General features: G+C 59.6%; 15 protein-coding genes and 1 pseudogene. 6 read left to right on the forward strand and 10 right to left on the reverse strand.

Annotated elements, in window-relative coordinates; translation table 11 throughout:
• Positions 1-50 precede the first annotated feature (50 nt).
• From JQR90_RS05860 to JQR90_RS05900, 9 genes and pseudogenes are all read right to left on the reverse strand, one after another.
• Complete coding sequence (locus JQR90_RS05860) at positions 51-785, reverse strand: hypothetical protein (RefSeq protein WP_286790502.1); 735 nt, start codon at positions 783-785, stop codon at positions 51-53.
• Between the two features lie 198 nt (positions 786-983).
• Positions 984-2,225, reverse strand: a complete 1,242-nt coding sequence (gene fucP, locus JQR90_RS05865) for an L-fucose:H+ symporter permease (RefSeq protein ID WP_010797499.1) — start codon at positions 2,223-2,225, stop codon at positions 984-986.
• A gap of 40 nt (positions 2,226-2,265) precedes the next feature.
• Positions 2,266-3,583 (reverse strand): annotated as a pseudogene (locus JQR90_RS05870) (MFS transporter).
• 56 nt (positions 3,584-3,639) lie between these two features.
• Entirely contained in the window at positions 3,640-3,993 is a 354-nt protein-coding gene (locus tag JQR90_RS05875) for an L-rhamnose mutarotase (protein ID WP_407363012.1), read from the reverse strand.
• Positions 3,990-4,766 (reverse strand): SDR family oxidoreductase, encoded by a 777-nt coding sequence (locus JQR90_RS05880; protein ID WP_434140640.1) that lies wholly within the window; start codon positions 4,764-4,766, stop codon positions 3,990-3,992. Before JQR90_RS05880 ends, JQR90_RS05875 begins: the two co-directional genes overlap by 4 nt.
• Positions 4,763-5,638, reverse strand: a complete 876-nt coding sequence (locus JQR90_RS05885) for an amidohydrolase family protein (RefSeq protein WP_313551916.1) — start codon at positions 5,636-5,638, stop codon at positions 4,763-4,765. The genes JQR90_RS05880 and JQR90_RS05885 overlap by 4 nt, the downstream gene beginning before the upstream one ends.
• 100 nt (positions 5,639-5,738) lie before the next feature.
• The gene (locus JQR90_RS05890; protein WP_312270171.1) at positions 5,739-7,025 is read right to left on the reverse strand and encodes an L-fuconate dehydratase; all 1,287 of its coding nucleotides are present in this window, start codon (positions 7,023-7,025) and stop codon (positions 5,739-5,741) included.
• A 150-nt stretch (positions 7,026-7,175) separates the two neighbouring features.
• Positions 7,176-8,024, reverse strand: coding sequence for an ureidoglycolate lyase (locus JQR90_RS05895; RefSeq protein ID WP_010797505.1), 849 nt, complete (start codon positions 8,022-8,024; stop codon positions 7,176-7,178).
• Between the two features lie 39 nt (positions 8,025-8,063).
• The gene (locus JQR90_RS05900) at positions 8,064-8,804 is read right to left on the reverse strand and encodes an SDR family oxidoreductase (RefSeq protein WP_010797506.1); all 741 of its coding nucleotides are present in this window, start codon (positions 8,802-8,804) and stop codon (positions 8,064-8,066) included.
• A 180-nt stretch (positions 8,805-8,984) separates the two neighbouring features.
• On the opposite strand from JQR90_RS05900, the gene JQR90_RS05905 reads away from it, so the two are divergent.
• Complete coding sequence (locus JQR90_RS05905) at positions 8,985-9,752, forward strand: FadR/GntR family transcriptional regulator (RefSeq protein WP_010797507.1); 768 nt, start codon at positions 8,985-8,987, stop codon at positions 9,750-9,752.
• Between the two features lie 6 nt (positions 9,753-9,758).
• On the opposite strand, the gene JQR90_RS05910 is transcribed toward JQR90_RS05905, so the two are convergent.
• A complete protein-coding gene (locus JQR90_RS05910) occupies positions 9,759-10,496 on the reverse strand; it encodes an SDR family oxidoreductase (protein WP_037030824.1) in 738 nt (245 codons plus the stop codon).
• 200 nt (positions 10,497-10,696) lie between these two features.
• On the opposite strand from JQR90_RS05910, the gene JQR90_RS05915 reads away from it, so the two are divergent.
• The 5 genes from JQR90_RS05915 (at position 10,697) to recD (ending at position 23,450) form a co-directional block, all read left to right on the forward strand.
• On the forward strand, positions 10,697-11,761 hold the full coding sequence (locus JQR90_RS05915; RefSeq protein ID WP_010797509.1) for a glycosyltransferase family 4 protein: 1,065 nt from the start codon (positions 10,697-10,699) through the stop codon (positions 11,759-11,761).
• 20 nt (positions 11,762-11,781) lie between these two features.
• Positions 11,782-13,926, forward strand: coding sequence for an amylo-alpha-1,6-glucosidase (locus JQR90_RS05920; RefSeq protein ID WP_434140641.1), 2,145 nt, complete (start codon positions 11,782-11,784; stop codon positions 13,924-13,926).
• Positions 13,927-14,131: 205 nt separating this feature from the next.
• Entirely contained in the window at positions 14,132-17,623 is a 3,492-nt protein-coding gene (gene recC / locus JQR90_RS05925; protein ID WP_434140642.1) for an exodeoxyribonuclease V subunit gamma, read from the forward strand.
• Complete coding sequence (gene recB / locus JQR90_RS05930) at positions 17,620-21,321, forward strand: exodeoxyribonuclease V subunit beta (protein ID WP_434140643.1); 3,702 nt, start codon at positions 17,620-17,622, stop codon at positions 21,319-21,321. Before recC ends, recB begins: the two co-directional genes overlap by 4 nt.
• 134 nt (positions 21,322-21,455) lie before the next feature.
• Positions 21,456-23,450, forward strand: a complete 1,995-nt coding sequence (gene recD / locus JQR90_RS05935) for an exodeoxyribonuclease V subunit alpha (protein WP_434140773.1) — start codon at positions 21,456-21,458, stop codon at positions 23,448-23,450.
• Positions 23,451-23,555 lie beyond the last annotated feature (105 nt).

Raw genomic sequence — 23,555 nt, forward strand, 5'->3', positions numbered from 1 at the left:
ATTGGTGAACGGGTTCTGCTTATAAGACGGACTTGACGTGTTAGGCGGTGTTAGCCCATCGGATCGAAATGGCTTTTGGCCGAGCAGTACCGTTCTTCCATCCACTTGCTTTTGTTCTGCTCATCCTTATCGTGGCGGACGCGCCAGTCCTGGCACTTTTGTCTGAAATATTCCTTGGCGCCCTTGCGGCATTCGCTATAGCCGACCGAATCCTTGCGGTAGTTGCCGCATACGCTGGTGTCGTCGATGCGGTTGTTAACAATTTCCCAGGCCGCCAGATAGCTTTCACTGCTGCCCCATGCCTCAACCCAGTGCTGCTCGCTTTCCCGTACCGGGTCGGCCGGATAGACGAGCGCCCGTGGCAGGTGATCATGGTGGGCGCGGTAGGCTCTGGGGACCGCCCCTTGATGAGGGTACGGTGGCTTTCCCAGATGACAGCGAATGATCGAGTCATCGATCTCGCCGTCGCTTCGCATACAGGTCAGGTCAGCAGAAGAAGCAATTTCGGTCTGATCCAGCGAAAGATCGACAAGACCCTGGGCCGAAGGGGGAGTATCGATACCGTCAGCGGGCTCAAGTAGCGTGACAGGGGCTTGCAGCTGCTCAATGTCCTCCAGCGCATTCCAGGCCAGCAGGCTGGCAAACAGCAGCAACGCCAGCCACAGAAGTTGAGCCAAGGTTAATGTACGGCGGCGCTTGAGTGGTCGGGTGACAGGATTTGGTTCATGCACAAGCATGGGCTTGTGCCCATCGTCTTGCTGTTGACCGCGGTCGTGTGTGCCCATGATGCTTCCTTGCAGGACTCGAAACGACGGTACTGACGTTGAAGGTGCGTGATGAATTTCACGTTACATAAGGGTATCCAGACCAGGCGGATAAATCCAGCAGGCGGACCGTGCTTGAGCCGTTCAACCGATTGAGCAGAGATAAAAGGCAGTAAGGAGGCGATGAAGCGGACCAGGCGTACCTGGCCCGCTCGGTGGTCAGGCGCTGCGCTGCTGCGAGGCGCCGTACCAGATCACCAGGGCAAAGCAAAGCATGGGCAGCGAGTACGCATACGCAGTGCTGCTCATATCGGCAATGAGGCCCATGAAGTAGGGCATGATCGCGCCACCCACGATAGCCATGATCATGAAGGAGCTGGCGCGCTTGGTGTGTGGGCCGAGGTTCTTCACACCCAGCGCAAAGATGGTGGGAAACATGATCGACATGAAGAAGAACACGGCGATTAAACCCACCACGGCAATGCCATCGAATCCGGCCACCACCAGACCGCACAGGAAAAAGTTGATCACGCCATAGATCATCATCAGACGAGCCGGCGCGATGAATCCCATCAGCCAGGTGCTGAAGAAACGGCCCAGCATGAAGCACAGCATGGCAATAGACAGCATGAACGACGCGGACTGGCTGGAAGTGTCGGACCAGTGCTCGGTCACGTAGTTGATAAAGAAGGCACCCACACCTACCTGCGCCGCCACGTAGAAAAACTGGGTGATGACGCCGCCAACGAAATGCTTGTGCTGCCAGAGTGTGCGGCTGTCCTGCCGGGCCACGGCTTCCTCCTGATTGCGAAGGTCAGGAAGAGTGGTCTTGGCAAAGAGCACGGCAATCATCAGAACCAGCGCTGCGATACCCACATAAATCATGCTGACCGAGCCCAGGCTGTCGGAGGAGGCGGTACCTGCACTGTTGGTGGCCGAAAAGAACAGGGTGCCGCCCAGGATTGGGCCGGTGAACTGACCGAGGCCGTTGAAAGACTGGGCGAAATTGAGGCGGCGCTCGGCTCCGTTCGGATCGCCCAGAACCGTGGCATAGGGATTGGCTGCCGTTTCCAGGCAGCCCAGACCGCAGGCGATTACGAACAGGGCAAAAAGAAACATGGCAAAGCTGGCTGAAGACGCTGCCGGAACGAACAGCAGGGCACCTAATGCATACAGGCACAACCCGACCAGGATGCCGGCCTTGTAGCCGCGCTTGCCCATGAAGATCCCGGCGGGCAGGGCAACGATAAAATAGGCGCCGAAGTACGCCGCCTGAAGCAGGCCGGACTGCGCCTTGGTGACGTGCAGCGTTTCCTGGAAGTGTTTGTTGAGTACGTCCAGCAGGCCATACGACAGGCCCCACATGAAGAACAGGCTGGTGACAAGGATGAATGCCCATTGATAGCCCGAGCGTTCCTGGCTGGCAACGGGTGTGGCCGTTCTGGTTTGGTTGACTAACATGACAGCTCTCCGTGGTTCTTATCGTTGTGCAGCGTTGAGGTCATTTGGTGGGTACAGCAAAACCGGTGTCCTGGCGTTGAATAGCCGTTCCCCCGAGGGCCAGCAGGCCTGCGCCAAGCAGGGCGACAGTTGCCAGGGTGTACATGCCGGCATGGGGATTGGCGAACGTCTGCTCCATATAGGTTTTAAGGGTGGGCGCAAGAAAGCCGCCCAGGTTGCCCAGCGCACCGATCAGGGCAATTGCGCTGGCTGGCTGCTGCGACACCGCCCAGGTAGCGGGTGGGAAGCGTCCAGAAGAGCGGCTGAACCGTGATAAAGCCGGCAGCCGCGAGGCAGAAGGCAAACAGCACGGGCACGATGCTTTCGATAACCGTCGATCCTGCTATGCCCACTGCGGCGAGCAGCAGCATGGCCACTGCCAGTTGGCGATGCTTGCCGGTGCGGTCTGCATAGCGAGTCACCATGAACAGTGCACCCAGGGTGAATAGCCAGGGAATGGCCGTCAGCATGCCAACCTCAAAGCCGATCTTGGTGCCGAGCAGCTGAGCGATGCGCGCCGGAAGATAAAACAGGACGCCATAAACGCTTACCTGGATAGTGAAATAGATCAGTACGAAGTACATGACCTTTGGGTTGACGAGGGCTGCCTTCCAGGAGGAAGGGCTATGTTCCTTCTTGTCTGTCTCTTCCTGTTCGATAGCCTTGTGCAGTGCCGTTTTCTCGTCCCGGGTCAGCCACCGTGCATCCCGCGGGCGGTTCGGCAGGTAGAAAAACGCAATCACGCCAATGACTGAGGCAAGTAGTCCTTCCACCACGAACATCCATTGCCAGTTGCGCAGGCCGAATACGCCGTGCATTTCCAGCAGCCAACCGGATACGGGGCCGCCCAGTAGCAGCGAGGCCGGCACTCCGAAGTAATAGAGCCCATACGCCGCACCGCGGTGACGGTGGGGAAACCAGTAGGTGAGATACAGGACGACACCTGGCGAGAGGCCTGCCTCGGCTACACCGAGCAGAAAGCGGAGGATATAGAAGGACGTCTCGCTCTGAGCGAACATCATGGCAGCCGAGACGAGGCCCCAAGTGACCATGATTCGGCTCAACCAGATCCGTGCACCGATACGGTGGAGGATAAGGTTGCTGGGAACTTCGAAAAGCGCGTAGCCGATAAAGAAGATTCCCGCGCCGAGAGCAAAGGCTGCATCGCCGATCCCTGTGTCGGCCTGCAATGCGAGCTTGGCATACCCAACGTTAGAACGGTCGATAATGGCCATGGCAAACATCAGGGCCACAAAGGGAATGATCCGGCGGCGGCTTTTGGTCAGGGCAGTGGCGAGCGGAGCAGTAAGCGTAGACATGAATGACTCCAGTTATTGTTGTTTTCCAGAGCGCTCACACATCAAGCAGGACGTGGCTAATCCGGGGCCGGTTGCTCAGCCAGCGCGAAGATTTTTTGCATCGGAATCCATTTGCTGCCCTGCGGCGTCCAGGGTGTCGGTGTCTGGTATCGCCACATCAGCGCTTCCCATTCCTGCACCTTGGGATTGGCCGCGGCGGCGGCTTCGAAGGCATCTACACTGAAGTCAGCACTGACATCCATGATCATGAACAGGCGCGTGCCGAGGCGGTAGATCTGCATGTCCTGCACACCGGCGTTACGCAGATGGGTGGTGATCTCGGGCCAGATACGCGCGTGCAGCTGCTCGTATTCGGCAATGAGCGCAGGGTCATCCTTGAGGTCCAGCGCCATGCAGTAGCGAGTGCTCATGTGAGTGCCCTGTCCAGATGCATATAGCCGCCATCGACCGTGAGCCATTGCCCGGTGGTATGGGCAGCGCGAGGTGATAGAAGGAAGACGACCGTGTCCGCAATCTCCTCGGGAGTGGTCATGCGCTTGCCCAGCGGAATCTTGCTGACGATTTTGTCCAGTTTGTCTTTAGGATCCTCAAAGGTGTTCAGCCAGTTCTCGTACAAAGGCGTCATGACCTCGGCTGGGATGACTGCATTCACCCGGATGCCATCAGCCAGCAGCGAGGCGGCCCATTCTCGAGTAAGGGATAGTTGTGCGCCTTTGGCGGCGGTGTAACCACTGGTGTTGCCCTGGCCGGTGAGCGCGGTCTTGGAGCTGATATTGACGATGCTGCCCTGGCTATCCCGAAGAGCGTCGAGGCAGAGATGGGTCATCACATAGTAATGAATGAGGTTCTTTTCCAACGACTGGATAAACGCCTCGCGTCCAGCCTCAAGACTGACCCCGTCGTTGACCCCGGCGTTGTTGACCAGTCCGTCCAGGCGGCCGAATCGGGTCAAGGTTTGCTCGACGGCTGCGCGGCAAGAGATTTCATCGCACAGTTCGGTCTGGATAAAGAGTGTCTGTGGCTGAAGCGCGTCCAGTTTGGCTGCGAAGTCATCTTCCAACGGTGTGCGGCTGACAATGACTGGGATAGCGCCTTCGTCAGCCAGACCGAGGGAAATGGCGCCGCCGATCCCTGAGCCGCCGCCGGTTACGATAAAAACTTTTCCATCCAGATGCAGGTTCATGCGGCGTGCTCCTGTGCTTTGACCGTAAGGCCATACAGGCGAATTGCATTGCCGCCCATGATGGCGGATTGCTCGGCGGATGAGAGGGGCGCGATGGCCAGCTGAGCCAGGGCATGGACATGGTCGTACTCGCCCGCCAGCCGGCACACCGGCCAGTCCGATCCGAACAGCACGCGCTCCGGGCCGAACAGCTCCAGCGCCTGGTTCATGTAGGCGACCAGATAGTCCGGTCGCCAGGTCTTCCAGCCAGCTTCGGTAATCAGGCCGGACAATTTGCAGTACACATGGGGCAGGGCGGCCAGTGGCGCGAGCTGCTCAGCCCAGGTTTGCAGGTTGCCGTGTGCGATATCGGGTTTGCCCAGATGATCGAGCACCAAAGGCTGCCGGTCATGCCTTCGGGCAAAGGCGTACGCGGCCTTGAGCGAGGGGGACTTGATAAGGATTTCATAGAGGTAGCCGCGGGCCTGAATAATGGCCACACCCTTGTTGAATGCGGTGTCGGCGAGAAAGGCATCCGGGTCCGCTTCGTCCTGGATCTGGTGGCGAAAGCCACGCAGGCGCGGCTGGCCTTGCCAGCGATCGAGCGACTCAAGCAGGTTGGGCGCTTGTAGATCTACCCAACCAATAACGCCGGCAATCCACGGATGTTTCGCAGCCAGCGCCAGCAGTGCGTCAGTCTCCTCCTCGCATTGCCGGGCCTGAACGGCAATGCATCCCGCCATCTGGTGTTCTTTAAGAAGCGGCTCGAGATCCGAGGGCAGATAGTCGCGCTTTAACACTGACATGCTGTTATCGATCCAGCGGTACTGTTCCGGCTCGTAATGCCAGAAGTGTTGATGTGCGTCGATTCGGGGTACTTCAGGGCGTGTCATTGTTATTGTCTCCTGAAAGCAGTGGGCGGCGGGATCGGTGAGGCTGGTCCCTCCGATATGCTCGTTGAGTAAAAGGGTAGGCCCTCTCCTCAACCTGCCGCTAAGTGTTACGGGGAAACCGATACTGCTGGCGCGAGGCCGGTTTCATGGTGATCGAAAATCCTGATGCCTGGGGCGGCAGGTAGGCGGGGCCCTTCATGACGCAGGGGTCTTCGAAATGCTCATGAAGATGATCGACATACTCCACAACGCGCCCTTCATGCGTGCCTGCCACGCACAGGTAATCGATCATCGAGATATGTTGCACGTATTCGCACAGCCCAACGCCGCCGGCATGGGGGCAGACAGGTAGCTCGTACTTGGCAGCCATGAGCAGCACAGCAAGCACTTCGTTCAAACCACCCAGGCGGCAGGCATCGAGCTGTACCACGTCGATGGCGCCACGCATGATGAATTGCTTGAACAGGATGCGGTTCTGGCACATCTCGCCGGTAGCCACCTTGACCGGGGTAATACCCTCTTTGATCGCGCGATGACCTTCTACGTCGTCCGGGCTGGTGGGTTCCTCGATGAACCAGGGCTTGGCAAACGACAGCTTGTTTACCCAATCGATGGCCTCGTTGACTTCCCAAACCTGGTTGGCATCGATCATCAAGTGTCGGTTAGGGCCTATCACTTCACGGGCAATGGTGACGCGGCGGATATCGTCCTCAAGGTCACGGCCGACCTTGAGCTTTACATGAGAGAAGCCTGCATCAATGGCCTCCTGACAGAGGCGGCGGAGTTTGTCATCCGGATAGCCAAGCCAGCCGGCAGAGGTGGTGTAGCAGGGGTAGCCATGGGCCTTGAGCAGGCCGATGCGTTCTTCCTTGCCTTTGGCGCGCTCCGTGAGCAGTTGTATCGCTTCTTGCGGTGTGATGCAGTCGGTGATGTAGCGAAAGTCGACGCACCGTACGAATTCTTCCGGCGACATGTCGGCGACCAGCTGCCAGACCGGCTTGCCAACCTGCTTGGCCCACAGGTCCCAGGCCGCATTCACGACGGCACCGGTCGCCAAGTGGATGGCGCCCTTGTCCGGACCGATCCAGCGCAGTTGGCTGTCGCTGGTCATGTGGCGCCAGAAGCGGCCCATGTCCGCCGTGATCCATTCCAGATCAAGCCCTTTGATCTGACCTTCCAGTGCCTGAATGGCCGCACAGCAGATCTCGTTGCCCCGGCCAATGGTAAAGGTCATGCCGTGGCCTTCGAGCCCAGGCTGGTCGGTTTCAAGAATCACATAGGCGGCAGAGTAATCGGGATCGGGGTTCATGGCGTCCGACCCGTCCAATGCCTGGGACGTAGGAAAACGAATGTCCTCTACGCGAAGACCGGTGATTGTTATTGTCATATCGGCTCTCCGGAAGCCCTTGATGCCGGGCTTGTCAACGCTGTGTTGGAGGCCCGCTCAAAAGCTCTTCATATGAGAGCGCATGTTGAGCGGGCGCTTCTCCGGGCGTGCGACGCGGTTAAACGTCCCAATCACCCGAGAGGCATGGTTTCAGTCAGCCTGAACCGTGCGCTGCTTCTGCTCGCCCAGGCCCGCGATGCCCAGGCGCATTTCCTGGCCGGGCTTCAAGTAGACTGGTTCGGGCTTGATGCCCAGCCCCACTCCAGGCGGGGTGCCGGTGGAAATGACGTCACCCGGTTGCAGGCTCATGCAGCGGCTCAGGTAGGCGATCAGCTCCGGCACCTTGAACACCATGGTGCGGGTATTGCCGTTCTGGTAACGCTTGCCATCCACTTCCAGCCAGAGGTCGAGCGCGTGCGGATCGGCTATTTCATCTTTGGTGACCAGCCAGGGGCCGAGCGGGCCGAAGGTGTCGAATCCCTTGCCCTTATCCCAGGTGCCGCCACGCTCGATCTGCCACTCACGCTCGGATACATCATTGATTACGCAATAGCCCGCTACATAATCCATGGCGTTGGCTTCGTCGATGTAGCGCCCGGCCTTGCCAATCACCACGCCCAGCTCAACTTCCCAATCGGTCTTGGTGGAGCCACGCGGGATCTCTACGTCGTCGTTCGGGCCACAGATGGCACTGGTCCACTTGTTGAACACGACCGGTTCTTTCGGTACATCCAACCCAGACTCGGCCGCATGGTCGGCGTAGTTAAGACCGATACAGATAAACTTGCCGACACGGCCGACGCAGGGGCCGAGGCGAGGGGAACCGTTCACAACGGGCAGGCTACTCGGATCAATGTTCCTGAGCGTGGCGAGTCCTTCAGCCGTGATGGCCTGACCGGCGATGTCATCAATATGGCCAGAGAGGTCACGAATCTGACCCTGAGCATCCAGCAGGCCCGGCTTCTCCTGACCTTTTTCCCCGTAACGCAGCAATTTCATGAGCGGTTTCCTTGTGCGATAAATTGGTGTGCGGTGGTCTTAAGCGACCCAGCCGCCATCGATTACGTTGATGGTGCCCGTTGTGAAGCCTGAGGCATCGGAACCCAGATAGAGCGCCAGTGCAGCGATTTCCTCGGGCTTGCCGATTCGGCCCATGGGTTGGCGGGATACAAACGCAGCATAGACCTCGTCTTCGGCTCGGCCTTCCTGCTGGGCTTGCGCCGCAATACGCTGGCGCAGGGAAGGCGAGTCGACCGTGCCGGGGCAAATGGCGTTGCAGCGAATACCCTTGGCGACGAAATCAGCCGCTACGGATTTAGTCAGGCCGAGAACAGCAGCCTTGCTGGCACAGTAAGCAAAGCGATTCGGGACGCCTTTTACGCTGGACGCCACCGAGGACATGTTGATGATCGAGCCGCCGCCGTTTTCGATCATGGCCGGTAGAAAGGCACGAATCATCCGGTACATGGCGGTAACGTTCAGATCGAAGGAGAACTTCCAGGCCTCTTCATCACAGTCGAGAATGGTGCCGCTGTGCACGTAACCGGCGCAGTTAAAGAGCACATCAATAGCGCCTAACTCACTGGCAAGTGCCTGGATAGCATCGGTCTGAGTGACATCAAGAACATGGGTACGGACATTGGGAAGCTCGGCGAGGGCGGTAGCGTTGATATCGACCGCAATGACGTCAGCGCCCGCTTCGGCAAAGGCCAGGACGCTGGCCCTGCCAATTCCTTGAGCAGCGGCGGTGACGAGGACACGTTTTCCAGCAACGGACATGAGAGCCTCCTGTTTTTATTATTCGTATGGATGACCCGCTTGCGTTAACCGCTGCTATGCTGGGGGCATATCGAGCGGCTAATGGTCAGGCCATTGGTCCTCTGGTTTAGCAGTGAGTCAGCGGCTGCGCAAGTTTTTTCTGTAGCGCAAGCGACGCGATGTATACCAGTGGGATACGTGATGCCAATACAAGCAATTGAAAATCCAAGGCTTTATCGTCAGATCGCCGATCAGCTGCGCAGCCTGATCGACAGTGGCGAATTTCCTCCTGGGAGTCGCCTGCCGGCCGAGCGGGAGCTGGCTAAGCAAATGGGTGTAAGCCGGGCCTCGGTACGTGAGGCACTTATCGCGCTGGAGGTCATCGGCCTTGTAGATGTGCGGGTTGGTAACGGCGTACTGGTTTGTGCTGGCGCCCAGCGCCCGGCGGACGATGCGCCGGTGATGGAGCTGGCGGCGCGCGGCCAGTGGATAGGGCCTGATCCAGAGCTGGATGTGCAGGTGGATTTCAATGCTGAGATCCCGCCGTTCTCGCTGCTTCAGGCGCGGCAGCTGATCGAGCCGGAAGCGGCGGCCCTGGCTGCAATCAATGCCAGCGAGGAAGAGTTGGCCGGTATTCACGCGGCCTATGAGCGCAATGTGCAGGACAACCGCGAGGGCTCGACGACCCATCCCGGCGATCGCCTGTTTCATATCCGTATCGCCCAGGCCAGCGGTAATCCGGCCTATACCCTGATGATCCAGCATCTGCTGGGGCACCGCTATGGCTCGATGTTTCAGCGCTTGCAGGCACACTATACCCCTGAGGACATGCCCCATCGCTCTGAGGACGAGCATCTGCGTGTACTGAAGGCATTGCAGGCCCGCAATGCGCAAGAGGCACGCTCCGCCATGCGGGCGCACCTGGATGAGGTGATTCGGATCTTTTCCCGCGGACAGGAGGCGGAGTAATCGCCTTTATTCCATGGCTGTCGGCCTGAGCAGGATTTCATTGATATCGACTGCTGCCGGTTGACCGATGGCAAAGGCAATGGACTGGGCGACCGACAGGGCAGGGATAGCCATCTCATGAATGTGCCGCACGCTTTTGGCAACGTCTTCGTCCGTCACGCTATTGGGCAGCTCCGTATCGACCGGGCCGGGTGAAATAATCGTGCTGCGGATGTTGTAGGGCGTCATCTCCATGCGCAGCCCTTCGGCAATCGCGCGTACGCCGAATTTGGTTGCCGAATACACGGCACTGGTCGGGCGCACCCGATGGCCGGACAGGGACGAGACATTGATGATGTGTCCGCTCTTCTGCTGCTGCATGATCGGCAGGACCGCCGCAATCCCGTAAAGCGTGCCCTTGAGGTTGATATCGATCATGCGCTCCCAATCTTCGACCTTACGCTGATCGAGTCGCGAGTTGGGCATGATGCCCGCATTATTGATCATCACATCGACCCGCCCAAAGGCCGTAATGGCTGCCTGGATAAGCGCCTCGACGTCATCCCGCTTGGCCACATCCATCTGCACCACCTCAACGCGACCGCCAACGGTTCGCAGCCCCTCGGCAATGGCGTTCAGTTTATCCAGCCGACGGGCACCCAGGACAACCGTCGCGCCCTCTGAACTCAATAGCCGTGCGGTGGCTTCGCCAATGCCACTGCTGGCACCGGTAATGACAATGACCTTGCCTTTTATGTTGCTCATGGCTGTTACCTGAATCGACTGGTTTACGAGGGAGTGCCTGAACGCAGGGAGGTTCCAGGCATTGGTCAGCAGAGCGGCTTTTGCCACTCGGCAGCGCTTGAAATTTATCGGCTGATCCTTACATTTTTCCGCGGCATTTTTGCCAGCGAACATTCGCACCTTTCTGGCCTTGTTCATCCTTTTTTCAAGGAGATTAATTGATGAAGATCGCGCAGATTGCCCCCTTGTACGAGGCCGTTCCGCCAAGTCTCTACGGCGGAACGGAAAGAGTGGTGGCTCACCTGACCGATGCGCTGGTCGAGTTGGGTCATGAAGTCACTCTGTTTGCATCCGCTGACTCCCGCACATCAGCCCAACTTGTGCCCGGTTGCGAGCGGGCGCTACGACTGGACCCTGCACCGCTCAAGTCTGATATTGCCAGTCACTTGAGTATGCTGCACACGTTGCAGGAGCGGGCCGATGAGTTTGATGTCCTGCATTTTCATGTGGATCTACTGCATTTCCCCTTGTTCGAGCCCTTGGCCGAGCGGACTCTGACTACTCTCCACGGGCGGCTCGACCTCAAGGGATTGCCGGAAGCCTACCGGCGTTGGCACCGGTTTCCGCTGGTGTCCATTTCTCACCACCAACGCACGCCGCTGGCTTTTGCCAACTGGCATGGCACCGTGCACCACGGTCTGAATGCGTCCACGTACCGGTTCCATGAGCAGATGGGCGAAGGGTACTTGGCATTTCTGGGCCGTATGTCTCCAGAGAAACGGCCTGATCGGGCGATTGCCATTGCACGGCAGGCAGGTGTTCCCATCAAGTTGGCGGCCAAGGTGGACAACGCCGATCGCAAGTACTTCGAACAGGAGATCAAGCCGCTTCTGGATGATCCGCTGGTGGAGTTCATTGGCGAAATTGGTGACAGTGAAAAATCCGAATTTCTGGGTAACGCGCGGGCGCTGCTCTTTCCCATCGACTGGCCTGAGCCGTTCGGGCTGGTGATGATCGAGGCCATGGCCTGCGGGACGCCGGTGATTGCCTGGCACTGTGGCTCGGTGCCGGAAGTCGTGGAACCGGGCGTGACCGGGTATATCGTAACGAGTGAAGAGCAGGCCGTGGAGGCGGCGCGGCAGGTCCTGACCTTGGATCGACGTCGGGTTCGCGAGGTGTTCGAGCAGCGCTTCTCCGCCACGGCCATGGCCAGACACTATCTGGAACTGTACCGGCAGCTGCCGGGCAATCGGAACACTGAAGTCAACTTCAAGCAAACGGCGTAACGACCATGGGTGAAATCCTTATGTCTGATCAGTCAGCACAGCAAGGAAGCGAGGTCGAACAGGCGCGTCATCCCGAACGCCTGTTCGTGCTCATGGAGGGTGATACTTTTGTCGTGGCAGATGCCTATGGTGACATGGGTGGGCGGGACGATGGCTTGTTCCATAACGATACCCGCATCGTGTCCTGTTACCGATTGACCGTGGCGGGGAGGCGACCCTCGCTGCTGTCAGCGTCGGTCAGTCAGGATAATGTCTACTTTACCTCCCATCAGACCAACCAGCCGTTGCCGCGGCTGGGTGAAAGCACGACGCCCGAAGGCGTGATTCACATCGAACGCAAGCGCTTTGTCTGGAAGGGGTATGTGCATGAGCGCATCCTGCTGGCCAACTACAGTGACTTGTCTACTGAGGTGCCGCTGGAGCTTGAGTTTGGCGCGGACTTCCGAGACATGTTTGAAGTGCGTGGACAACAGCGTAGCCATCGGGGCGAGCAGGAGCATACCCAGATGGCCGAGCGCAGTGTCACGCTACGGTATCTTGGGCTCGATGAGCAGCCGCGCCGTGCTGCCATCAGTTTTTCCGAACAGCCTGTTGAGTTAAGCGAGCAAGGCGCGCAGTTCAGGGTGGCTCTGGAAGGACGTGGAAGCTGGGAGCTGTATATCGACATTGGACCAGAACCGGCTCAGCCTTCGCGGGCACGTTATCGGCAGGCCGCTGCACAAGCGCGGCGCAGTATGCGCAGGCGACAGCGGCGGGGTGCTCAGGTCAAGGCATCTGGCCGTCTGTTCCAGGCGTGGCTGGAGAAGTCCCGTGCGGATCTGGCGCTGCTCACAGCGGAGCTGCCTAGCGGGCCGTATCCCTACGCGGGTGTACCCTGGTACTCAACACCGTTCGGCCGTGATGCCATCATCACAGCGCATCAGGTGCTCTGGTTGAATCCTGAGCTGGCCCGTGGGGTGCTGTCTTACCTTGCGCAACATCAGGCTCATGAAACGTCGAGCTTCCGGGATGCCGAGCCTGGCAAGATCATGCATGAGACGCGCAAGGGCGAAATGTCGGCGCTGAATGAGCTGCCGTTCGGTCGCTATTACGGTGGGGTGGATACCACACCGCTGTTCGTCATGCTGGCCGGAGCCTATGCCCGGCGTACGGGCGACCGGGCGTTCATTCAGGAAATCTGGCCCGCACTGCACGAGGCTATTCGCTGGGTTGAGGGTAATGCCGAGCGTAACGCACAGGGGTTCATCAGTTATGCCCGTGCAGAAGAGAGTGGTCTGGCCAACCAGGGATGGAAGGATAGTCATGACTCGATTTTCCATGCCGATGGCCGTACACCGGATGGTCCGATCTCACTGATTGAAGTGCAAGGGTATGCTTATAAGGCTTATCTGAGCATGGCTGAACTGTCGGAATGGCTCGGTGAGCAGGATAAGGCCACGCACTGGCGCACACGGGCCGAGCATCTGCGGGCAGCGGTGGAAAAGCACTTCTGGCTGGAAGGTCGGCAGTTCTATGCCCTGGCTCTGGATGGTCATGGTGAGTCGTGCGCGGTGCGTGCCTCCAATGCAGGCCACCTCTTGTTTACGGGGCTGCCTCAACTGGCGCGTGGTCAGGCCGTGTCGCAACAGCTTTTGTCCCGCGCTTTCAATTCCGGATGGGGCGTACGGACCCTGGTGCCAGACGCTGTACGGTTCAACCCCATGTCCTATCACAATGGCTCGGTCTGGCCGCATGATGTGGCCCTGTGCGCCGCCGGTATGGCGCGCTACGGTGAGCGGGAAGGGGTGGTACGTCTGCTCGGAAACATGTTTGAAGCCGCGGCCCATTTCGGGATGCGTTTGCCAGAGCTCTTCTGCGGTTTCGAACGTGCGCCGGGCGAAGCGCCGATTGCCTATCCGGTGGCCTGTCTACCCCAGGCGTGGGCCGCCGGCTCGGTATTTATGCTGCTACAGGCTTGCCTGGGCGTAGAGATCGATGGGTACACCGCAAGCGTCACGATCACTCAACCCCGCTTGCCGTTTGGCATCGACCGTATTCAGCTGAAACGGCTACGCCTGGGCCAGCAGGAGATAGACCTGACCTTCCAGCGGCTCGGCGAGCGTGTGGTCGCGTTTGTAGACGGCCAATACGGACCTCAGCCGGTCCGGGTTGATATACGTCTTTGAGTCGATGGCAGGGCTGGCCCGGCTGGCCCTGCCTGCTCAACAGACGAGCGGTAAGACGCCCGTCTGCCGTGGTATTGCTGAGGTCAAGAAAGCGCTATTCAGCACGAAAACCTTACCGGTGGCTTTGAACAGGTCTGGCTCTTGATCCGTGATCTCCGTACGCTTTGCCTTTTTTGCAGTTCCAGATCTACCCAGAGGCTTATTCATGCAGGACGCGGCTCATCTGACGCCCGGTTTTATGGTCGTTCACGGCAATCGTCTGGAGGACCTGCGCAATCTGACTGTTGCCTGGATGCGCCATCATCCCCTCGCGCCTTTGGAAAACGAGCAGGTGCTCGTGCAGAGCAACGGCATCGCCCAGTGGCTCAAGCTGGCCCTGGCTGAAGACCCCAGAGAGGATGGCGAAGGCGGCTGCGGCATTGCGGCCGCTATTGATGTGCAGCTGCCATCCGCTTTCCTCTGGCGGGTATACCGGCAGGTCTTGGGCCGTGACACCGTTCCGGCGTCTTCACCGCTGGATCGTACGCCGCTGACGTGGCGTCTGGTGCGGCTGTTGCCCAGTCTGCTTGAGCGGCCAAGCTTTGCCTCGCTGCGGCGCTTTCTCGATGAAGACAGCGACATGCGCAAGCGCTACCAATTGGCAGAGCGTCTAGCCGATCTCTATGATCAGTATCAGGTGTACCGCGCCGACTGGCTGGAAGACTGGGCCAATGGCAAGGATCAACTGAACAAGCTACGTGATGGCGCCGTACCGCTGCCGCCGATATGCCAATGGCAGGCAGAGCTGTGGCGTGCCTTGCTGGCGGATGTGGGCGATGACGGCATGGCGGAAAGCCGGGCGGGGGTGCATCAACGCTTCATCAGCACCATGAAGGCGCTGGAACAAGCCCCTTCGCACCTGCCGCGGCGGGTCGTTGTATTCGGCATCTCATCGGTTCCCGCCCAGCTCCTGGAAGCCCTGGCCGCCTTGGCGCGCTTCAGTCAGGTGTTGCTGTGTGTTCACAACCCGTGCCGCCACCACTGGGGTGACATCGTGGCGGACAAAGATTTGCTGCGCCACGAATACAAGCGGCAGCTGCGCAAGCCCGGCATGCCCACTGCGCTTGATCCGGACGAGCTGCATCAACATGGCCACCCACTACTGGCCAGCTGGGGCAAGCAGGGGCGTGACTACATTAACCTGCTGGATAGTTTTGATGAGCCGGACGGCTACCGTCGCCTGTTCCATGATGTAAACGGCGGACGGATCGACCTGTTTGAAGAGGTCGAGCCCCAGCACATGCTGGCGCAATTGCAGGACGATATTCTCGATCTGCGCCCCTTAAGTGAAACCCGCGAGCGTTGGCCGGCCGTCAATCCCACTAAAGATCAGTCCATTCGTTTCCACATTGCTCATAGCCCACAGCGCGAGGTGGAAATTCTCCACGATCAGCTTCTGGCGCGCTTCTCGGAAGACCCTACGTTGCGTCCGCGGGACGTCATCGTCATGGTGCCGGACATCGACAGCTATGCGCCCCACATTCGCGCCGTGTTCGGGCAGCTGGACAGCCATGATCCGCGCTTCATTCCGTTTACGTTAGCGGATCAGGGGCAGCGTGGTCGTGATCCGCTCCTGATTGCACTGGAACATCTCCTGCGTTTGCCGGAAAGCCGCTTTTCGGTGAGCGAGATCCTTGACCTGCTGGACGTCCCGGCCCTGCGCAAGCGCTTCGGCTTGAATGACACCGACCTGACGACCCTGCATCGCTGGATCGAGGGTGCCGGTATCCGCTGGGGTTTGGATGCCCGGCAGCGGGCACGGCTGGATCTTCCGGATGATCTCACCCAAAACACATGGCGTTTCGGTCTGCGGCGCATGTTGCTGGGGTATGCCGTGGGGCAGGGCGTGGCACGGGATGAAATCGAGCCGTTCGACGAGATTGGTGGCTTGGATGCTGCCCTGGTCGGCCCGCTGGTTACCTTGATGGATGCGCTGGACAAGGCCCATGACGAGCTGGCCGAGCCTGCCACTCCTGCAGTATGGGGCGAGCGTCTGCAAATGGTGCTGCGCACGTTCTTCGTGTCTTCCAGCGAACGTGACGAGTACTTGCTTGGCCAGCTGGAGCAGCTGCGTGAAGACTGGCTGGACACCTGCGAGGCGGTCCAGTTGGACGAAACGTTGCCGCTTACGGTGGTGCGTGAGGCATGGCTCGCCGGGTTGGATGAGGGCAAGCTGTCCCAGCGTTTTCTGGCAGGCGCAGTGAATTTCTGTACCCTTATGCCCATGCGTGCCATTCCATTCCGGGTGGTGTGCCTCCTGGGTATGAACGATGGCGATTATCCACGCGCCCAGCCGCCGTTTGACTTTGACCTGATGGGCAAGGACTATCGCCCCGGCGATCGCTCCCGCCGTGAAGACGACCGCTATCTGCTATTGGAAGCACTGCTGTCTGCCCGTGATCAGCTCTATATCAGCTGGATTGGCCGTAGCATTCGCGACAACAGTGAGCGACCGGCCTCCGTTCTGCTAGGCCAGTTGCGTGATCATTTGGCCGCAGGTTGGACGTTGATAGATGAGGGTCCTGATAAGGAAAAGGGTAAGGAGGGCGAGCGCTTGCTTGAGGCGTTGACTCAGGAGCATCCGCTACAGCCCTTTAGCATCCGCTATTTTCAGGGCGAGCCGGGCTTTTTCAGCTATGCCCGCGAGTGGCTTGCCGTGCACGACAAGCAGCCGTCGCGAGGCCAGGAACCCATACTTCCGCCCCATGAGCAGGACGAGCCGCTGAGCCTGAATCAGCTACAGGATTTTCTGCGCCATCCGGTGCGGCATTTCTTCTCCCAGCGGCTCAAGGTGCATTTCGAAGAAATTGCCATCCCGACCCAGGACAAGGAGCCATTTGTGCTCGACGGCCTGACCCGGTATGCCTTGAGCGAAAGCCTGCTTGATGCCGCCTTGAAGGCACCGGAACGCGCCGAAGAGGCGCTACGTGCCCAAGGGCAACGGTTGCAGCGCAGCGGTCTCTTGCCACTGGCAGGCTTTGGTGAGCTGATGCAGCAAGAGCTAATCCAGCCACTGCCTGACTTGCTTGAACGCCATACCGGCCTGATGGTGGCGTGGCCGGAAGAGGTGGCAGGTGCACAGCCGCTCAGCTTCGAGCACAAGGGTCTACGCCTGGAGGGTTGGCTTGAGCGGTTACGTCGCCGCTCGGATGGCAGCCTGATTGCAATTACACCTGTTCCGAATGAAATCGGTTCGGCCAAGACACGTAAATGGTATCGGCTGATCCGACCATGGATCGTGCACCTGACGGCCTCAGCCTGTGGCGTGCCGCTTACGACGGCCTTGGTGGCCACCGATGAAACTCTGATGCTCGCTCCGCTGGAAACCGCCCAGGCAGCCGCTGCGTTGCGCGATCTTTTGTTGGCATGGCAGAACGGCATGCGCTATCCGCTGCCGGTTGCGGTGAAAACCGCCTTCGCCTGGCTCAATGCAGAGCAGGACCCAGCCAAGGCGCAAGTGGCAGCTCGTAAAGCCTATGAAGGCGACGGCGTGAACAGCCAGGGCGAGCGGGTCGAAAGCCCAGCTCTGATGCGCCAATATCCAGACTTTACCGCCTTGACTGCCAGCGAGGAATTCGAGGGTTGGTGCAATGCCTTGTATCGTCCGATGTTTGAGGCAGGTTGGTGTGAGCAGCCAGCACAAGGAGCCGCCGCATGACTGCACACCAGGACCGGCCGCTTGCGTTGCGCTTTCCCTTGCGCGGTAGCCAGCTGATCGAGGCGAGCGCTGGCACCGGCAAGACCTTTACCATTTCCGCCTTGTACGTACGCCTGATTCTTGGGCATGGCGGCGAAGAAACCGGCTTTGGCCGCGAGCTGCTGCCACCACAAATTCTGGTCGTGACCTTTACCGACGCCGCCACGCGTGAGCTGCGTGACCGAATCCGTGCGCGCCTGTTCGAGGCCGCCCGCTATTTTCGTGGCGAGATCGATGCGCCCGACGCGTTGATTGAAGCGCTACGGGATGATTTCTCTGAGGCTCAGTGGCCTGGCTGCGCACGCAAGCTGGAAATGGCCGCACAATGGATGGACGAATCTGCCGTTTCCACCATTCACAGCTGGTGTCAGCGCATGCTGCGCGAGCATGCGTTCGACAGCGGCAGCCTGTTCAATCAGACCCTGGAGACAGACCACAGCGAGCTATTGGCTGAGGTCGTTCGGGATTACTGGCGGCGGTTCTGCTACACCCTGGACGGTGAATCACTGGCCTGGGTGCGCGAGCATTGGGTCAGCCCTGACCAATTGGCGGAATCTGTACGCGAGCTGATAGTGGGCGAGACGCAAGGTATTGCCGACCAGGAGCCGGGCACGCTGATCGATGAGTGCCTGACGCGCAAGCGAGGACTGCTCAAGGCGCTAAAGGCACCCTGGGCGGCCTGGGCTGAAGAGCTGCGCCTGTTGTGTGATGATGCCTGTGCCCGCAAGGTGGTGGATGGGCGCAAGCTCAAGGCGCAGTGGTATGTCCCCTGGTGCGAAAAGATCACCGCCTGGGCGCAGGATGAATCCGCTGAGCTGCTTGATATCGGCAAGGGCTTCGAGCGTTTCACACCTGAGGGCTTTGCCGAGGTCTGGACCAAGGCTTCTGCGCCCAATCATCCGGCCCTGGAGGAAATGAGCCGGCTCAAGGCCGCATTGGACAGCCTACCCAAACCGGACGTTGAACTCCTGCAACACGCCGCGCACTGGATCAAGCAGCGCTTCATTCTGGAAAAGCGCCGCCGTGCGGAAATGGGCTTCGATGACCTCCTGGCCCGTCTGGACGTTGCCCTCCAAAGCGATGGTGCAGGAGAGCGTCTGGCTGAACTGATCCGCGAACAGTTTCCGGTGGCCCTGATCGACGAATTCCAGGACACCGATCCGGTGCAGTACCGCATTTTCGAGACAATTTATCGTATTGGGGAGAACCGCCAGGATATCGGTCTGTTCCTGATTGGCGATCCAAAACAGGCCATTTATGCGTTCCGTGGTGCGGACATCTACACCTACCTGAAGGCACGCTATTCCACCGAAGGACGCCTGCATACACTGGATACCAACTATCGCTCCAGCGAGGCCATGGTGGCTGCCGTCAACCAAGTATTCGAGCAGGCCGAGCAGCATGAGGAGGGACGCGGCGCCTTTCTGTTCCGTAAAGACGGTGAAAATCCGCTGCCGTTCCAGCCCGTCAGAGCACAGGGTCGTAAGGAACGCCTGGTGGCCGAGGGGCAGGGGATCCCGGCGCTAACCCTCTGGCACTCCAACGAGATCGAGCCGGTTTCCAAAACCGCTTACCTCGGACAGCTGGCACAAGCGGCTGCCAGTGAAATTGTGCGCCTGCTCAATCTGGGGCAACAGGACAAGGCCGGTTTCGAGCACCCGGAAAAAGGCCTGCGTGGACTGCGTCCGGCAGATATCGCCGTGCTGGTGCGTGACGGCATCGAGGCCCAGGCCATTCGCAGTCAGCTGGCGGCCCGTGGGGTACGTAGCGTTTATTTGTCGGACAAAGACTCGGTCTTCAACTCTCAGGAAGCACACTGCCTACTCTCCTGGCTGCGTGCGTGCGCCGAGCCGGATGTCGATCGTGTGCTCCGTGCCGGGCTGGCCAGTATCACGCTGGACCTGCCGCTGGCCGAGCTGGACAGGCTTAACCACGACGAGCGCGCCTGGGAGTCACGGGTCATGCAGTTCCGCCACTACCGGACCCTCTGGCGTACCCAGGGCGTGCTACCCATGTTGCGCCGTTTTCTGCATGACTTTCAGTTGCCGCAAACACTGATGGCACGGGTTGACGGTGAGCGTGTACTGACCAACCTCCTGCATCTGGCGGAGCTTCTGCAACACGTGGCGACCGAGCTGGATGGTGAGCAGGCCCTGATTCGCTATCTGGCGGAGCACCTTACCGAAGGTCATACCGCCGAGGAGCAGATCCTGCGCCTTGAAAGTGATGAGGCATTGGTCAAGGTTGTTACCATTCACAAGTCCAAAGGCTTGGAGTATCCACTGGTCTTCCTGCCCTTTATCTGCTCGTTCCGTCCAGTGGACGGCAGCCGTATTCCGGTGCGTTATCACGACCTCGATGGCACACCCAAGATGACCCTGACGCCGGATGCCGAGGTGATCATAGCCGCAGATGAAGAGCGTCTGGCCGAGGATCTGCGCCTGCTGTACGTTGCCCTGACGCGTGCACAACACGCCTGCTGGATGGGCGTGGCTGACCTTAAGCGCGGGCAGAGCAAGGAGTCGGCTTTCCACCGCTGCGCCCTGGGATATCTCACGACCGGAGGAGAGGTGCTGTCGTCCTCGGGTGTGTTGGCGGGCATGTTGGAAGAGATGACAGGTAAACTGCCGGCCATCTCGGTGGGGCCGCTGCCGGAAATCACCACTGCACGCTTCGCGCCTCGCGAAGAGGTGCGGCCTGAGCTCAAGGCCTGCCAGCCACGGCGCGTAGTCGCGGAGCACTGGTGGATTGCCTCTTATAGTGCGTTGCGCATCGGCGAGCTGACTGACGAGGCAGAGACCGCCGTTCTGCATACCGACCTGTCACCCGAAAGCCCGGAAGCACAAAAACTGTTCGACGATGACCGCCTGGACGATGACGCCCAGCCCGCCACAGCTAGCAGCGGAGTCGACCTGCATCGGTTCCCCCGCGGTCCGGGTCCGGGAACGTTTTTGCACGGTCTGCTGGAGTGGGCGGGTAATGAGGGTTTTGCGAACATAGCCGAACAGTCCGAGCTGATCGAAGACACTGTGGCACGCCGTTGCAACCGGCGCGGCTGGGAAGGCTGGATTGCTACCCTGAGCGATTGGCTGAAAGAGCTGCTGACAAGGCGTCTACCGCTCGGTTCACCGGGCTCGTCTGTGACGCTGGCCCAGCTCACGCACTACCAGATCGAAATGGAGTTCTGGTTCTCTACCCATCGGCTGGAGGCGGAGGCACTCGATCAGCGGGTGCGTCGCTACGTCATGCCAGGCAAGCCACGCCCCTCGGTTGAGCGAAGCCTGCTTAACGGCATGTTTAAAGGGTTCGTTGACCTGACGTTCGAGCATGAGGGTCGCTATTACGTAGCGGACTACAAGTCCAACTGGTTGGGCGCCGATGATGCCGCTTATACCCAGGAGGCCATGGCGGGCGCTGTGCTAGAGCATCGCTATGACCTCCAGTACGTCATTTATCTGTTGGCGCTGCATCGCCAGCTTAAGGCGCGTCTTCCAGACTATGATTACGACCGTCACATGGGCGGTGCTCTTTATCTTTTCCTGCGGGGCAGTCGTGCTGCCAGCAAGGGCGTGTTCTTTACTCGACCACCACGTGAGCTGATCGAAGAACTCGACCTGTGCTTTCAGGGAAGTTCTCAACTGACCGGGGAATACGCATGACTCAAGAACAGCTTTCCTTATTCGATATGGCTTTTGCCGACGAGCCTGCGTCAGCCGATGCTGCAGCCGCTGCGCCGGCCAGGATAGCCACTGCACTGACGGCCCATACACCGGACCTCCGGCCGCTTGAATGCATGGCGGATCTGTTTTTGCTGCTGGACCGCTGGGTTGAGCGAGGGTGGCTTAGGCCGCTGGACCGCGCCTTTGTATCCTTTCTTTATGAGCTCGACGGGCAGAGCCACCCGAGCGTGATGCTGGCAGCGGCATTGACCAGCCATCAGCTGGGCCATGGGCATGTGTGTCTGGATCTCGCCGAAACCTTGGGCAACCCGGACATGGCATTATCGCTGCCACCGGAGGGCGACGAAGACAGGCAACCGGTGCTGCTGCCTTCCGAGGTACTGACAGCTCTCAACGTAGCGCACTGGCTGAGTGCGCTGGAGGCCAGTCCTATCGTGGCCATCGGTCAGGTGGATGACTGTCCGCTGGTGCTCGATGGCCAGCGGTTATATTTGCGCCGTTACTGGAGCTATGAGCGCCGTGTCAGCGAATGCCTGCGGCTGCGTCTCTCCGGCCTGGGGTCTGTGCCGGATGACCTTTGCACACGCTTGGCTGCGCTGTTTCCCGAGCGTCCATTGATCGATGGCAAGAACGTGACCGACTGGCAGAAGCTGGCCTGTGCCCTGGCGGCGCGAGGCGCGTTCAGCATCATCACCGGCGGTCCGGGTACCGGCAAGACCACTACAGTTGTCCGGCTTCTTGCGCTGCTTCAGGCTCCGGCTGTCGAGAAGGGAACGCCCATGCGTATCCGCTTGGCGGCGCCAACAGGCAAGGCTGCCGCCCGGCTGACCGAATCCATTGGGCGACAGGTGCAGTCATTGGGTGTAAGCGAGGCCGTGCGTCCGCATATTCCCGTAGACGTTACTACGGTGCACCGGCTGCTTGGTAGCCGCCCGGATACCCGTCATTTCCGCCATCACGTCAGCAACCCGCTGCCGCTGGATGTGCTGGTCGTGGATGAGGCGTCCATGATCGATCTGGAGATGATGGCCTGCCTGCTCGACGCACTTCCGCAGCACGCGCGGCTGATCTTGCTGGGCGATAAGGATCAGCTGGCCTCAGTCGAGGCAGGCGCCGTTCTGGGTGATCTGTGCCGTGATGCCGAGCTGGGCTATTACACGCCGGAAACTCGCGCGTGGCTGGAGGAAATCTGCGGGGAGTGCCTGAGCGACGAATCGCTGGAAGATGGTCACGAGGAGCAGCATGCCCTGGCACAGCAGGTCGTCATGCTACGTCATTCTCGCCGGTTCAATTCCAGCAGCGGTATCGGCCAGCTGGCGCGCCGGGTAAATCTTCAGGAGGCCAGCGGTGCACGTGAGCTGCTGGTCAAAAAGACCTACGATGACCTGTTCTGCCTGCGGCTGCGCGATGCCGAAGACAGGGCGCTGGAGAAGCTGGTGCTAGAAGGTCATTCACCCAAAGGACCTCATGGCTACCGGCATTATCTGCGCGTGATGCAGGCGCTTCGCCCCAGTTACGACCTGCCTATGGATGATCCTGTCTGGGAAGCCTGGGCCAAGGCTGTGCTGGATGCCTTCGATGAGTTCCAGCTGCTCTGTGCGGTCCGTAAAGGGCCGTGGGGAGTAGAGGGCCTTAACCAGCGGATTGCCAAAGCATTGCTTAATGCAGAGCTTATTAGTCAGGACCAAGGCTGGTACGAGGGCCGCCCGGTACTCGTGACCAAGAATGACTACAGCCTGAACCTCATGAATGGCGATATCGGCATTGCCTTATGTATGCCAGAGCCTGCCAATCGATCAGGCAAGGCAATTCGTGTGGCCTTCCCGCGCAACGACGGTAGCGGCGGCCTGCGCTTCATTCTGCCGAGCCGGTTATCTGCCGTGGAAACAGTGTTTGCCATGACGGTGCACAAATCCCAGGGCTCCGAGTTTGCTCACACGGCGCTGATCCTGCCGGATACGATCAGCCCAGTGCTGACCAAGGAGCTGATCTACACCGGCGTTACCCGGGCCCGGGACTGGTTCAGCTTGATCGAATCCAAAACAGGCGTTTTTGAAGAGGCGGTGTCCCGCCGGGTCAGGCGCTTGAGTGGGTTGATGCTGATGTAAGCCCGTTCACATGTAAAACGTATCGGCCTTGGCCTCGGCGTGGAGCGCCTTACCCAATCTGTATGCGTTGCAGGTTGGGTGGGGCAGGCTTGGGAGTTATCGCTG

The organism is Pseudomonas sp. JZ114, assembly GCF_051027705.1.
In the GTDB taxonomy this organism is placed as follows: Bacteria; Pseudomonadota; Gammaproteobacteria; order Pseudomonadales; family Pseudomonadaceae; genus Chryseomonas; species Chryseomonas luteola.

What these genes read in the sequence shown, in the direction of transcription:
- JQR90_RS05885 (WP_313551916.1), bottom strand. Translation starts at nt 5,638, where the DNA reads ATGACACGCCCTGAAGTACCCCGAATCGACGCACATCAACACTTCTGG.
- recC (WP_434140642.1), top strand. Translation starts at nt 14,132, where the DNA reads ATGCAGGACGCGGCTCATCTGACGCCCGGTTTTATGGTCGTTCACGGC.
- JQR90_RS05880 (WP_434140640.1), bottom strand. Translation starts at nt 4,766, where the DNA reads ATGAACCTGCATCTGGATGGAAAAGTTTTTATCGTAACCGGCGGCGGC.
- JQR90_RS05920 (WP_434140641.1), top strand. Translation starts at nt 11,782, where the DNA reads ATGTCTGATCAGTCAGCACAGCAAGGAAGCGAGGTCGAACAGGCGCGT.
- JQR90_RS05875 (WP_407363012.1), bottom strand. Translation starts at nt 3,993, where the DNA reads ATGAGCACTCGCTACTGCATGGCGCTGGACCTCAAGGATGACCCTGCG.
- JQR90_RS05910 (WP_037030824.1), bottom strand. Translation starts at nt 10,496, where the DNA reads ATGAGCAACATAAAAGGCAAGGTCATTGTCATTACCGGTGCCAGCAGT.
- JQR90_RS05915 (WP_010797509.1), top strand. Translation starts at nt 10,697, where the DNA reads ATGAAGATCGCGCAGATTGCCCCCTTGTACGAGGCCGTTCCGCCAAGT.
- JQR90_RS05895 (WP_010797505.1), bottom strand. Translation starts at nt 8,024, where the DNA reads ATGAAATTGCTGCGTTACGGGGAAAAAGGTCAGGAGAAGCCGGGCCTG.
- recB (WP_434140643.1), top strand. Translation starts at nt 17,620, where the DNA reads ATGACTGCACACCAGGACCGGCCGCTTGCGTTGCGCTTTCCCTTGCGC.
- JQR90_RS05890 (WP_312270171.1), bottom strand. Translation starts at nt 7,025, where the DNA reads ATGACAATAACAATCACCGGTCTTCGCGTAGAGGACATTCGTTTTCCT.
- recD (WP_434140773.1), top strand. Translation starts at nt 21,456, where the DNA reads ATGGCGGATCTGTTTTTGCTGCTGGACCGCTGGGTTGAGCGAGGGTGG.
- JQR90_RS05860 (WP_286790502.1), bottom strand. Translation starts at nt 785, where the DNA reads ATGGGCACACACGACCGCGGTCAACAGCAAGACGATGGGCACAAGCCC.
- JQR90_RS05905 (WP_010797507.1), top strand. Translation starts at nt 8,985, where the DNA reads ATGCCAATACAAGCAATTGAAAATCCAAGGCTTTATCGTCAGATCGCC.
- JQR90_RS05900 (WP_010797506.1), bottom strand. Translation starts at nt 8,804, where the DNA reads ATGTCCGTTGCTGGAAAACGTGTCCTCGTCACCGCCGCTGCTCAAGGA.
- fucP (WP_010797499.1), bottom strand. Translation starts at nt 2,225, where the DNA reads ATGTTAGTCAACCAAACCAGAACGGCCACACCCGTTGCCAGCCAGGAA.